Raw genomic sequence first — 12,738 nt, forward strand, 5'->3', positions numbered from 1 at the left:
CAGCCCCCGCAATGGATCTGCATGATTTGGCGCACAAGCTGGATGACGCTGTCCGTGCCATGGACGAAAGCGAGGGTTTAGCCAAATTTGGCGAGCTCCCGCTTGTGTTCGACCTTGTACGCCAGATACTCGTGCAGCCGGAAGGCTGCGCGTTCGTTGAAGCGCGTGCGGAACGCCTGGAAAAAGCCGGTGTATTTACAGGCTCGGACTGGGCAGAGCCCGCCACCTTGCTCCCCTCATTAACCACCCATTCGTTACAAAGTCCGAACGCAGATACGGTGATTATCGAAGCGCTTAGTGAACTTCGTTTGCTGGCGGTAGTTCGTGGCGCGTATGTGCACCCCCTGGTGTCTGCTGAGCAGGCACACCATTATTTGACGCAAGTTCTGGCAATCAACCTTGGCCTGCTGTTCGGTATGGCCGGCGAGGCAGAGCGCGAGCAAGGCAAACTGGCACTTATCAGTCAGCACGTTGTGCAGCACGTAGCCGAGCATCTTGGCTACGAGCACGTTATAGACAGTCTGATTGAAGAGATTTGGCGCATTCTGCAGCAGCGCCCGATTCAGGTGGGTGAAGTGCGCAAGATGATCACCCAGATTGCCATTTGCCGGGCTGAGCCGAATGTTGATCTTGGCAGTGCGGGGCGTGGTGCGGACCGGTTGATTTCCAGCTTGTATGGGCCAACCCGGGCGTGCAGCGAAGACCCGGGTATTGTGGTGTACCAGCAGCGGCTGGAATCCATGGATGGCCCAACGTTACAGAACGAAGCCACCGGGTTTGCCCGCTCTATGCACGATACCGGCCTGGTATCGCCCTACCATGCCTGCTTTGTGCGCTACATACTGGAGGGGCAGGATTACCTGCTCAGCGAAGCTCTGGGGCTCTCAAGTACCGGCCGCGATTGCCTGATGTGCTATCGGGAACTGGTGTGCGCCCTTATCACCGAGGGTGTTTTCCCCGAGACAGCGCAGGGCTTGTATGGCCTTGCACTGATGCTGGAGCGGGGCATTCTTTACCAGCCACCAGTGGCGCCCGCACTCTGGCGTCAAGCTCGATTGAACCTCTGCCCGCATGCCCGTGAACGCTTGCAGCTTGCATACGGCTATCAACCCCAGGCAGGTGCCTGGTTGATCCAGGGTGTGCTTAATATGCTGGGGCAACCTTTGGGCGTAGGGCAGGGGAATAACCCAACCTGTCAGTCTGCCCGGGCTCTCTCCATGTGGGCCTACAACGACCCTGACTATCTCTTGCAGATGGTTGCCTGGGCGGCCAGAGACAACGAAGTGGTCATGCATTTTGAAGGACAACCGGTTTCTTCAGCACAGAGTCTTGGCGGTGTCGCTTCGGAAGTCACTCTGGACCTGGATCCAGTCTCATTGGTAGTGGTGCCGCATCTTGACCGGATATACGGTGAAATGGGCCGCATGTGCTTAGGGCGCGAAGGCGACCCGCACCGCTGGGTGAACCCGGAATTCCACGGCTGGTCTGCCGGGCGAGGGTTTGCCATCAATGTGGATGTGGCGACCGGTAACCTTCACGATCTTGAGGGGTTTATCCGGCACTTTTATGCCAGTTACCACCCCTACTACAACGGCAACCAGCCCCTGATACACCCGCAACCTGTAGGAATTGCAGTAACCGACAGGGCCGCGCGTTTCATCGGCTGGCACGCGATCACGATTCTGAGGGTAGCGCTGGATCCGGAAGGCGAGATGCGGGTGTATTTTTATAACCCCAATAACGACAGTGGCCAGAGCTGGGGGGATGATGTACACGTGAGCACAGAAGGCATGGGGGAGCGGTTTGGTGAGGCGTCTCTGCCCTTCGAACAGTTTACCTCCCGGCTATACATATTTCACTTTGATCCGCTTGAGCGGGGCGAGCCGGCGGATGTCGGTGAAGAAGAACTGCAGCGGGTAATGGCGCGGGTCTATCGCAGTTGGGGTGAAGGCCGGGTGCCGGTCAATTATCTTCAGGCTGAACCACCTCAAACGGAATAGACCGGCTTTTTTGCTATTGCCGAGGCTGGCAACCCCGGAGCATGGCGTGTAGCAATTCGTCTGCATCAAACTTGGTTAAGGCCTCGTTAGCGCCTACCTGGTTGGCGTAGCTCAGGCTCATTTCACTGTTCAGCGATGTGTGCAGAATGATGAACGGCTGTTTCAGAGTTGCCCTGTCCCGCACGTTAAATGTCAGCTCGTAGCCGTCAAGACCGGGCATCTCGATGTCACTCACCAGAATGTCGATAGGTCGCCCGAGCTCGTTGTCGCTCAGCAGGATTTGCAACGCATCGTCACCGTTGGTGGTTACTTGATAGGAGATGCCCTTGGCGTCCAGCACATCAGACAGCTGCTTGCGAGCAACCCTGGAGTCGTCCACCAAAAGAATGTTCAGGGCTTTAAGGGCTTCGCTTTGTACGTCAGTGAGCGCAACATCGCGGGTTTCCAGTGATTCCGGGTATACGTTCGCCAGCAGCAACTCGACATCCAACAGCTGAATGATATCGCCTTCCACATCCAGCAGTCCGGTTATAAATGCCCTGTCGCCCAGTATGGACGGTGGCGATTTTACTTTTTTCCAGTCCGTTTCGATGATTTTCTGCACACCACGCACCAGAAAGCCTGTTTCCTGCCGCTGAACGTCCGTGATAATGATGGTCGCCGTTTTTTGCTCGTCTGCAGTTAACGCCGGATAGCCAATTGCCGCCGCCATATCAATTACCGGTACGGTCGCGCCTCGGAAACTGGTGGCCCCAACAACAGCAGGGTGGCTGTGAGGCATTCGGGTGAGCGGTTTGAAGGGCAGTATTTCGCGGATTTTCAATGTGCCAATCCCGAATAGCCGCGTGCCGGATAGACTGAATAACAGCAACTTCTGGGATTGTTTGGCTTTACTGGACATAACACCCGGATCCTTGAAAATAGCCCTCTCATATAGCTAAAGTGATATCGAGGGCAGATCAAATTCGATACGGGTAACGATAGCAAGCTTACAAGCTGTTATCACCTGAAAAGTCAGGGCTTTGATGGCCCTGAGCGTTCGCGGCTTAAGGTACAACCGCATATGCGAGAATTTCTACAAGCATTTCTTCCCGTGCAAAGCCCGACACAATAATAGCCGCCCGATTTGGGTAGGGCTCAGATACGAAGTCGGCGTACACCCGGTTCACGGTGGCAAGGTGTTCCCTGTCTGTTACGTATATAACAACCTGGGTCAGGTCGGATACACGGCTCCCCGCGCTTTCCAGTGTGTGCTTCAGATTGGCCAGGGTCTGGATAATCTGAGGCTCGATACCGCCATCCACAACCTTTCCTTCTGCATCAATGGGAATCTGTGCCGTAAACAGCATGCCATTGCCCACGGTTGCCCAAGCCAGAGGGGACGTGGAAGCAGGTAAGTCTGTTTTAACCGGATATGGGTTCATCAGTGACTCCTTAGTCGTTATCGGTTGTTCCGGCGCCTGCGCCCTGACGTGAATCGTCGGAAGCTTCCACCAGCATGTTCGTTGCCAGTACTTTGAGTCGCTCCCAAAGCGCAGTGTCTACTTCGATGCCATCAACGAGTGATCGTTCATGCCAGTCCAGCATCGCAGCGCGATTTTGCAAAATCAGATCATTTGCCGGCGCTTCTGGCTTAAGGTTTGGCAGAAGGTCTACGTGGTTCACCATCACCAGTGTTATGCCATCGTTGGGCTCGGTATCGTCTGGCGTGGCGGGCAAGCCGTACATGCATATCTCCGGCTCTGCCTCGCCTGATTTAAAGCTCACGAGAATTTCCGTCAACGGCTCGTGAGAGTTGCGCCAGAATGCGGTAACACTCATGTCACGGCGGGCGATGCGGGAAAGGTATCCCACAATCAGCATTCGGTTATGGCAGTGGCGAATTTTCGTAACCGAGAGGCCTCTGGCTCGGCATTTTGCATAGCCCAGTTCAATTGCCAGGCTGGCGTGGCCCAGAATCGTCTTGTTCTGGGCATCTACAACGCATAAATCCGCATCCTGATAAATCAATTTGGGTGGCTGGGATTTATCTTCGTTAAGCAGAAAATCCAGCCCTTTCCCCAGAGCCGCCAAGCCATTAAGGCCATGGGCTTCCATCCAGGCCACCATGTCAGCCGCATCGCTGGCGTCGCCGTCGTCAAAGCCAATGCCAATGAACGCTTTTCGGGAGAGCCCATGGAGCTCGTTGTATGACACTTTCATAGTTTGTCACCTCGGGCTTTCTGGCCGTTCTCTATACCTTCGAGGCCAGGTTCCAGAGGAAAACCCCAGTCATCCAGTTGGTGCAACGAAAGATTCGGATCGTTCAGTTCACGGGGCAGTGGCGCTCCCTGAAACAATGTAATGCGTACCCAGCGGTCAGACTTTGGATCAAACCGGCTGGCGCCAAAAAACGACAGTTTAGTTCTTAACAGGTGCATGGGTTTCATGCCTCTGTGCCAGAGGTTTGCCCGAATCTCACCGTAAGGTGTATCTCCGATGGTCTGAATGCGGCGCACGCATTCCTTCTGCCCCGGATTGGCCATAAGGAACTCCACCACAATGGCATTCGGATTGTTCTCCAGAAACTCATCGAGCTTTGTAAGGCAGCGGCTAATCCGTGGGCCAACCGCGAGGGCCAGTTCCTTCTCGGCGCCAGACTCCGTTCCGCGAATGCCTAACCTGGGTTCTTCTTTTTCGACGGAGCGATACCAGAACCAGTAGTTATCATCAGGGCAGTCCTCGCGGTAACTCAGAGCCCAATCAAATTTCTCGTGAATCAGATCGCGCAGCTTCCTGGCTTTCATGTCTGGCTTCAGATCCATGGATTCCTGGCATCCCAGTTCGTCATCAATGGGCTCAACCAATTCCGGGTACAGCTCTATCAGCATGGTGTTGATGAGTTCCTGAGCCTCAAGTGAGCAGTGTTTCCCTGCCCAACTTATAAGCTCTTCATAAAGCCCTTCGTGCGCTTGGGTACGGTCGAGCCACTCAATGACTTCGATGACTGACTTGGCTGTTTCCCGATTGCGCAGGGTCTGTTCTTCATCTTCAGTGATGGTCTGCTGCAAGTGTTTCAGAGCGCGAGCCATCAAGGAACGAAGCGCTTTGTGGGTTTGTTCATTTGCAGGCTCTGCGCGGGCAAAAGCCAAGGCGCGCTCCCTACCGTAAACCCACTGTTGAATCAGTTGCGGGTGATTGATAAGAAACGGAGCCATACCAAGCCCCGTGGAGTTGCCAATGCCCAAATAGCGTTGCAGCGCCGGGTGCAAAGGCACGGCCTGATCGGGTGACTGTACCTTTGCCAGATGATTCAGCTGCTCGATTGAGAACTGCCGAAGTACGTAAACGGCCAGCATCTGGGCCGCAAATGGACGATTGAAATCCGGATTGCGTTCAAGCCGCGCAAAGTCGGCAATGCCAAATTTACCGTTGCCATAAACCGCTGTGGTTCTGTAGAGGTAACCCACAGCTGTTAGCCAGGCGGGATCGGGTTGTTTGCCCGCCGCAAGAGCCGCTAAAAACTGGCTGAAATTGCGCAGGCTTTTGTTGGCCCGTGAGAGCACGAGTACCCTCGGGTGCTGGCGGCCGGCTTCCTGCAAGGGCACGTTGGCCGCCATTTGTTCCAGCAGCGAGCTTTCTGCTTCGCCTTCAACCAGGGCAAAGGTGACATCCCATGCTTCCGCTATTACCCGGTCGGACCGTTGTTCTGGCTCCAGATCCCTGGAAAAAATCACACACTCGTAGTAGTTACCCGGTGTTGTGATGCGGTAGATCGCCAGGCCGTGGCCCTTTGAGTCCAGGTCAAACACCGTATTGGTAATCTGCCAACTTTCAGCGATCATTTTTCGCATCAGTGATCGTACAAAGCTGAGCCTGCTGGCAAACATGCTGCCTAGACGCTCCAGCTTCATAACCTCGCTTGCAGGGCGTAGGTTGTCTTGTGGTGCTGATGCTGAGGTTGCTGAAATCATGATCTCACCCTTGCCCTTACAGGCATATCTACAGGCTAGTGTTCAAAGTTATCAGGATATGAGTTTCTGCTCTCGTGCCATGGCATAGGCTGCCTTCGGCCCAAGCCACAGCGATGGGAGGAGTACCAGTGACACGGGAATGGCCGTGATCACAATAAACTGCTGAAGCACACTAATCTGCCCGGCGCCCATGTACAGCAGGATGGCGGCCATGCCTGCCATCGCCAAGCCCCAGAAGGCCCGTACAAAGGTATTTGGCTGATCGTGACCGGAGCTCACCACGGCAATGGAGTAGCTCATGGAGTCACCGGTGGTTGCGACAAAAATGGTGGTCAGTACCAGTATAGCCAGCGCCATGAATGCGCCGCCCGGTAAGGATTGGGCTACCGTCAGGGTGGCTACATCAAAGCGGAAGTTGTTCAGTGCTTCGGCAAGGTCAATCACGCCGGTCATCTGGTAGTAAATGCCTGAGCCGCCCAGCAAGGTAAACCAGATAGTGGTGGCAATAGGCGCCATCACGGCAACCGCCAGGATCATGTCGCGGATGGTTCTGCCGCGAGAGATGCGGGCCACGAAGATTGCCATCAGCGGTGCATAACCAATAAACCAGGCGAAGAAGAATACGGTCCACCACTGCATCCACCAGCCGGGCGCCGTTTCAGCGGTCATGGTGGCCATTTCCATGAATGAAGACACGTACTGCCCCATGCTCTGGAAATAGGTGTTGGTGAGGAACAGTGTTGGCCCAAATACGAAAATGATCGCGGCAACAGCCAGCGCCAGAAACACGTTTAGCCGACTCAGGAACTGTATGCCGCGGTGAATACCCGTTACCGCGGAGGTCACGTAGATAATTGCGAGAACCACCAGAATGGCCATTTGTGTGGCGAGGCCGTCTGTCATGCCGAACAACTCACTGAGCCCAAAGCTCATCTGGGTGGCCAGAAAGCCGATGGGGCCCACGGTTCCGGCAACCACCGCGATCACGCAGCAGGCATCTACTACACTGCCCAGCCAACCGCTCATAACACGCTCACCAAATACCGGGTATAGCAGTGTTCTTGGCTGCAGCGGCTTGCCCTTCACATAGTGAGCATTGGCGAGAACAATCGCTGCGAGAGTACCCAGAACCGCCCAGGCCAGAAAGCCCCAGTGCATGAAGGACTGTGCCATGGCATTGGACACCGCCGCTGCGGTACCAGGTTCTGTTGTATACGCAGGAGGTGTCACAACAAAGTGATAGATGGGCTCACCGGCCGCAAAGAACACGCCGCCGCCGGCCAGCAAGGTGCACATAATGATCGAGAGCCAGCGGAAGGTGCTCATCTCCGGCCGGTCGAGGTTGCCGATCTTGGCTCTGGCAGCCGGTGTGCAAGCTAGGCCCATGGCGATAAAGAAGGTTGCCAGCAGTAACATCTGGAAGTAAGTGCCAAACACTTTGGCAGTCCACGCAAAGCCGCCGCCAATCAGATCGGCCACGCCTTTGAGATCAAACAGCGAGAACCCGACAAACAGAACGATAAAACCCACGCTTAGCGTAAGGACAATGGGGTCGCCAAGTTGAGCTATGGAGTAGTCTCCACCGGCCTTGATGTTGTTGTTTTTCATGATGCCTACCTTTGTTGTTTTTGCACCTTGCTCTATCTGTGCTGTTTGGCCATCTGTGCATGCTGGTATTTCAGGATCATTACAAAGGCTTGGTACCAATTTTCAGTTGGTTCAGCCAGTTAAGACCCATGATTTTCTCTATCTCTGTCTCGTTAAATCCTTTTTGTCGCAAGCCCTCGATAATGGCGGGGAAATCGCGGTTGTCCTTGAACCACGACAGAGGCCTGGGCCATCCAGCGTTGTTCTTGTTGCCTTCACCAAAGTCCATTTCTTTCGACCAGCGGCCGTTCCGCATCCAGTCCAGAACCGACTGCGGCTGCCCTTGGCACAAATCCGTGCCAATGCCGATGTGGTCTATGCCCATCAAATCCGCGGTATCGGCCACCATGTTGCAGAAGCTTTCGAGGGTGCAGTCCGGCCCGTCTTTCAGGTGAAAGGGGTATACGGAGAAACCAAGTAACCCGCCGCTTTCCGAAATGGCCTTCAGTACCCTGTCTGATTTGTTACGCTTCGCCGGATGAAACGAAGCCGGGTTAGCGTGGGAAATAATTACCGGCCGGCTGGATAGCTCAATAGCATCCAGCGTGGATCGCTCCGAACTGTGGGACATATCGATGATCATGCCCACACGGTTCATTTCCGCGATGGCCTGTCGACCAAACCGGCTCACGCCACTGTCTTCAGCTTCATAACAACCGGCAGCCAGCAGGCTTTGGTTGTTGTAGGTGAGCTGCATAATCATCAGGCCAAGGCGGCGCATCACGGCAATCATGTCGATGTCATCTTCGATGGGCGAGCAGTTCTGGGCGCCAAAAAAGATGCCGATTCGGCCAGCTTCCTGTGCTACCTGGATATCCTCGGCTTCATAGACCGGCATGATCAGGTCGCTATGTTGTTCGAAGCGCCGGTTCCAGTCACCAAACCGTGAGAGAGTCTCCCGCGTGTTCTCGTGGTAAACCAGAGTGGCGTGCACAGCGGAAACACCGCCGGCACGCATCTGCTCGAATATCTCCCGGGACCAGTTGGAGTACTGAAGTCCATCAATGGTGAGCATGGAGTTCATCCTCTTATCAGGCCCGCACGTAGCAGGTTTTCACAACGGTGTAGAATTCGCGGGCATACTGACCCTGCTCACGGGGGCCGAAACTGGAGTTTTTGCGGCCTCCAAACGGAACGTGGTAATCCGTACCTGCGGTTGGCAGATTCACCATCACGCAGCCGGTTTGTGCCCGGGCTTTGAAGTCTGAAGCAATTTTTAATGAGTTGGTGATGATGCCGGCTGTCAGCCCATATTGGGTGTCGTTCAGGGTGGACAGCGCGGTTTCGTAGTCGGGTACCTTGATGACGCACGCAATGGGGCCGAATACCTCATCCCGGTTGATTTCCATATCATTAGTGGTGTCGGTGAAGAGCGTAGGCTGCATGTAGTAGCCATCGGTTTTGGTGTCTACTCTGGAGCCACCAAACGCGAGTGTTGCGCCGTCGGCCTTGGCGCGCTCAATCCACGCCATGTTGGATTCCAGCTGACGCTTGTCTGCGATGGGGCCAATCTGTACACCTTCTTCAAGCGCGTGACCGACCTTGGCCTGCTCAAGCCGTGCCTTCAGTTTTGATACAAACTCATCATGAACAGCTTCTGTCACGATCAAGCGCGAGGATGCGGTGCACTTTTGCCCACTACCTGAATAGGCACCGTTGAATGCGGCTTCTACTGCAAGGTCGAGGTCTGCATCATCAAGCACGATCAGGGCGTTCTTTGAGCCCATTTCGAGCTGGCACTTAACCAGATTGCCTACGGTAGCTGCTGCAACTCTGCGGCCTACCTCGAGGGAACCGGTAAAGGTAATGGCTTGTACATCCGGGCTGTTGATCAGTGTTTCGCCGGTTTCGCCACCGGAGCCCATCACCAGGTTAAAGGTGCCAGCAGGCAGGTTTTGCCTGCTGATAATTTCTGTCAGGGCCCAGGCGCTGGCAGGAACCAGGTTGGCGGGCTTGAATACCACCGCGTTGCCAAAGGCCAATGCCGGGGCAATTTTCCAAACGGCGGTTGCCATCGGGAAGTTCCATGGGCTGATGATGCCAACCACGCCCAAGGGCTCGCGGCGAACATCGATTTCCACGCCAGGGCGAACAGAATCTGCACGCTCGTCAATCTGGCGCAGTACTTCGGCGGCGTAGTAATGGAAAAACTGGCCAGAGCGATAAACCTCGCCTTTGCCTTCTGGTAAAGGCTTGCCTTCCTCTCTGGAAAGCAACTCGCCCAGTTCATCCTGACGGGCAATCAGCTCGTTACCAATAGCCATCAAAATGTTATAGCGCTGCTCAAGGCCGCTTTGGCTCCACTGGGCAAAACCGCTTTGAGCGGCACTGATGGCCTCTTTGGTTTGCTCGTTGGTAGCCTGATCATACTCGCCGATAACATCGCTGAGATCAGACGGGCTGGTGTTGGTGATGCTGCTAGCCCCGGTTACCCATTGGCCATTGATATAAAGCGGATGCGAAGTGGACATGACGACCTCCTTATTTACGATGCATGCATACTAGTCAAGATGTAATAATAAGAATAATCAATTATAAAGATTGAGCGATAAGGAGTGCTTATCAGGTGAGTGCAATATTGCCAGAGCTGAAAATTCAGCAGTTACGCTATGTGATCACGGTTGTGGAAGAGGGTAGTTTTCACGGGGCATCCCGGCGATTGCACCGTACCCAGCCAGCCATCTCAATGGCCGTGCGTGAGCTGGAAAACCGCCTTGGGCAGAACCTGTTTGAGCGTGGCGCACAAAACAAGTTAACGCCGTTTGGTGAGTACTGCCTGCCAAGGTTCCGTGATCTGGTAGGCCAGCATGACCGCACTGCAAAAGATGTGGTGAGCCAGGCTGGTGGGCAGCAGGGCCACATACACATTGCCACCGTGCCCTCGGTGGCCAGCCGGATTATGCCGTCGTTCCTGGCGGAGTTTATTGAGCAGTTTCCCGGTCTCAATATCAGTTTGCATGATGAAAACGCCCACTATGTTTGCCAGATGGTGGCCCATGGTGAAGTTGACCTGGGAATAACCAGTCTTTGGCAAAATACGGACGATTTGGAATACACCCACCTCTTTGAGGACAAGGTTGGGGTGGTGTGTCGTAAGGAACATGCCTTTGCTGCGGCAACGTCGCTGGATTGGCGCAGCTTGCAGGGTGAAAAGTTGATTCGGAACGGAACATCCCGGCTATTAATGGGCACAGCCGCAACTGAGCTGGTGGAGAACAGCGCCTTTTACATCTCCAATATGATTTCACTGATTGCCATGCTGGAAGCAGGTGCGGGTATAACAACCCTGCCAAGATTAGCCTTCCCGGAACACAGCACTAACCTGTGCTTTATCCCGTTAAGTGATCCGGATGTTGTGCGCAGAATTGGATTGGTGCAGGCAGCAAACCGCACGCTCAGCCCGGCAGCTCAAGCTATGCACTCTTTTGTTCTGGAGAAGTTGCAGTATGACGTGGTGTGACGGGGCAGGGTGCTGATGTGCTTGCCCCTCCCGCAAAGCAAAGCGCTTGTCGGGAGGAGCAAGAATTTTTCACAGCCCGAGAGCGACGCTCCCGAGACTGCTGATTAGTATTTGTTTATTCAGGAATCAGCTTCTGTTCCCGCGCCATGGCATAAGCAGCCTTGGGGCCGAGCCACAGAGAAGGCAGCAAGATCAGAGATACCGGAATGGCCGTGATCACAATGAACTGCTGAAGCACACTGATCTGCCCCGCACCCATGTACAGCAGAATGCCTGCCATGCCTGCCATTGCCAAACCCCAGAATGCGCGCACAAAAGTATTCGGCTGATCGTGGCCAGTGCTCACTACCGCAATGGAGTAACTCATGGAGTCACCGGTGGTGGCAACAAAAACCGTGGTCAGTACCAGAATAGCCAGAGCCATAAAGCCGCCGCCTGGCAGAGCCTGGGCAACCGTAAGAGTTGCTATATCAAAGCGGAAGCTGTTCAGAGCCTCAGTCAGATCTATCACGCCGGTCATCTGGTAGTAGATGCCTGAGCCGCCCAGCAGGGTAAACCAGATGGTAGTGGCAACAGGTGCCATAACCGCAACCGCCAGAATCATTTCACGAATAGTTCTGCCGCGAGAGATACGGGCAACAAAAATGGCCATCAGCGGAGCATAGCCAATAAACCATGCGAAGAAGAACACAGTCCACCACTGCATCCACCAGCCCGGGGCGGTATCGGCCGTCATGGTTGCCATAGCCATGAAGGAAGAAACGTATTGGCCCATGCTCTGAAAGTAGGTGTTGGTGAGGAACAAAGTAGGGCCGAAGACAAAAATAATGGCTCCGATGGCCAATGCCAAAAACACGTTCATCCGGCTCAAAAACTGAATGCCACGGTGAACGCCGGTTGCCGCTGAGGTCACGTAGATCATAGCCAAGGCAATCAGGATGGCCATTTGTGTTACCAGGCCATCAGTCAGGCCAAACAGTTCGCTGAGCCCAAAGCTCATCTGGGTCGCGAGGAAACCGATGGGGCCAACCGTGCCGGCCACAATGGCAATTACGCAGCAGGCATCCACAACACTGCCCAGCCAGCCGCTCATAACGCGCTCACCGAATACCGGGTAAAGCAGTGTGCGTGGCTGCAGAGGCTTGCCCTGTACATAGTGTGCGTGTGCCAGAATGATTGCGGCCAAGGTGCCCAGCACAGCCCAGGCCAGAAACCCCCAGTGCATAAAGGACTGAGCCAGTGCATTGGAAACTGCTGCAGCAGTGCCCGGCTCTGACGTGTAGGCTGGCGGTGTTACTACAAAGTGATAGATGGGCTCGCCAGCCGCAAAAAAAACGCCACCACCGGCCAACAGCGTACACATAATGATAGAGAGCCAGCGGAAGGTGCTCATCTCTGGCCTGTCGAGGTTACCAATTTTAGCTTTCGCCGCCGGTGTGCAAGCCAGACCAATAGCGATAAAGAATGTGGCCAACAACAACATCTGGAAGTAAGTGCCAAACACTTTGGCAGTCCAGGCAAAACCGTTACCAATCAGCTCAGCTACGCCTTTGAGATCGAACAGAGAAAAGCCAACAAACAGCGCAATAAAACCAACGCTGAGCGTGAGTACTACCGGGTCGCCAAGCTGAGCTATTGAATAGTCTCCGCCTGATTTGTCGTTACCCTTAATCATAAA

The 12,738-nt window shown here is 54.6% G+C and carries 10 protein-coding genes; 2 read left to right on the forward strand and 8 right to left on the reverse strand.

Annotation, left to right across the window (positions count from 1 at the left end):
• Nucleotides 1–11: 11 nt before the first annotated feature.
• Nucleotides 12–2,000 (forward strand): hypothetical protein, encoded by a 1,989-nt coding sequence (locus AADB16_RS04940; RefSeq protein WP_410803584.1) that lies wholly within the window; start codon nucleotides 12–14, stop codon nucleotides 1,998–2,000.
• A gap of 13 nt (nucleotides 2,001–2,013) precedes the next feature.
• Here AADB16_RS04940 and AADB16_RS04945 read toward each other — a convergent pair whose 3' ends face one another.
• The 7 genes from AADB16_RS04945 to AADB16_RS04975 all read right to left on the reverse strand — a co-directional run bounded on the left by AADB16_RS04945 (nucleotide 2,014) and on the right by AADB16_RS04975 (nucleotide 10,071).
• Nucleotides 2,014–2,901 (reverse strand): chemotaxis protein, encoded by an 888-nt coding sequence (locus AADB16_RS04945; RefSeq protein ID WP_410801767.1) that lies wholly within the window; start codon nucleotides 2,899–2,901, stop codon nucleotides 2,014–2,016.
• 145 nt (nucleotides 2,902–3,046) lie between these two features.
• The gene (locus AADB16_RS04950; protein WP_410801769.1) at nucleotides 3,047–3,424 is read right to left on the reverse strand and encodes a RidA family protein; all 378 of its coding nucleotides are present in this window, start codon (nucleotides 3,422–3,424) and stop codon (nucleotides 3,047–3,049) included.
• A gap of 10 nt (nucleotides 3,425–3,434) precedes the next feature.
• Nucleotides 3,435–4,202, reverse strand: a complete 768-nt coding sequence (locus tag AADB16_RS04955; RefSeq protein ID WP_309043822.1) for a DUF3726 domain-containing protein — start codon at nucleotides 4,200–4,202, stop codon at nucleotides 3,435–3,437.
• A complete protein-coding gene (locus tag AADB16_RS04960; protein WP_410801770.1) occupies nucleotides 4,199–5,953 on the reverse strand; it encodes a hypothetical protein in 1,755 nt (584 codons plus the stop codon). Before AADB16_RS04960 ends, AADB16_RS04955 begins: the two co-directional genes overlap by 4 nt.
• A 51-nt stretch (nucleotides 5,954–6,004) precedes the next feature.
• A complete protein-coding gene (locus tag AADB16_RS04965; RefSeq protein ID WP_410801771.1) occupies nucleotides 6,005–7,561 on the reverse strand; it encodes a BCCT family transporter in 1,557 nt (518 codons plus the stop codon).
• Nucleotides 7,562–7,640: 79 nt separating this feature from the next.
• Entirely contained in the window at nucleotides 7,641–8,624 is a 984-nt protein-coding gene (locus AADB16_RS04970) for a dipeptidase (protein ID WP_227714709.1), read from the reverse strand.
• Between the two features lie 7 nt (nucleotides 8,625–8,631).
• A complete protein-coding gene (locus tag AADB16_RS04975) occupies nucleotides 8,632–10,071 on the reverse strand; it encodes an aldehyde dehydrogenase family protein (protein ID WP_410801773.1) in 1,440 nt (479 codons plus the stop codon).
• Between the two features lie 104 nt (nucleotides 10,072–10,175).
• On the opposite strand from AADB16_RS04975, the gene AADB16_RS04980 reads away from it, so the two are divergent.
• Nucleotides 10,176–11,060, forward strand: a complete 885-nt coding sequence (locus AADB16_RS04980; RefSeq protein ID WP_410803586.1) for a LysR family transcriptional regulator — start codon at nucleotides 10,176–10,178, stop codon at nucleotides 11,058–11,060.
• A 115-nt stretch (nucleotides 11,061–11,175) separates the two neighbouring features.
• Here AADB16_RS04980 and AADB16_RS04985 read toward each other — a convergent pair whose 3' ends face one another.
• Nucleotides 11,176–12,735 (reverse strand): BCCT family transporter, encoded by a 1,560-nt coding sequence (locus tag AADB16_RS04985; protein WP_410801775.1) that lies wholly within the window; start codon nucleotides 12,733–12,735, stop codon nucleotides 11,176–11,178.
• Between the last annotated feature and the right edge of the window lie 3 nt (nucleotides 12,736–12,738).

The sequence above is a fragment of the Marinobacter sp. KMM 10035 genome (assembly GCF_046537445.1).
GTDB lineage: Bacteria > Pseudomonadota > Gammaproteobacteria > Pseudomonadales > Oleiphilaceae > Marinobacter > Marinobacter sediminicola.

Bases quoted from the DNA above. Each gene is read 5' to 3' on its own strand.
- AADB16_RS04945 (WP_410801767.1), bottom strand. From the start codon at position 2,901: ATGTCCAGTAAAGCCAAACAATCCCAGAAGTTGCTGTTATTCAGTCTA.
- AADB16_RS04965 (WP_410801771.1), bottom strand. From the start codon at position 7,561: ATGAAAAACAACAACATCAAGGCCGGTGGAGACTACTCCATAGCTCAA.
- AADB16_RS04960 (WP_410801770.1), bottom strand. From the start codon at position 5,953: ATGATTTCAGCAACCTCAGCATCAGCACCACAAGACAACCTACGCCCT.
- AADB16_RS04940 (WP_410803584.1), top strand. From the start codon at position 12: ATGGATCTGCATGATTTGGCGCACAAGCTGGATGACGCTGTCCGTGCC.
- AADB16_RS04975 (WP_410801773.1), bottom strand. From the start codon at position 10,071: ATGTCCACTTCGCATCCGCTTTATATCAATGGCCAATGGGTAACCGGG.
- AADB16_RS04970 (WP_227714709.1), bottom strand. From the start codon at position 8,624: ATGAACTCCATGCTCACCATTGATGGACTTCAGTACTCCAACTGGTCC.
- AADB16_RS04985 (WP_410801775.1), bottom strand. From the start codon at position 12,735: ATGATTAAGGGTAACGACAAATCAGGCGGAGACTATTCAATAGCTCAG.
- AADB16_RS04955 (WP_309043822.1), bottom strand. From the start codon at position 4,202: ATGAAAGTGTCATACAACGAGCTCCATGGGCTCTCCCGAAAAGCGTTC.
- AADB16_RS04950 (WP_410801769.1), bottom strand. From the start codon at position 3,424: ATGAACCCATATCCGGTTAAAACAGACTTACCTGCTTCCACGTCCCCT.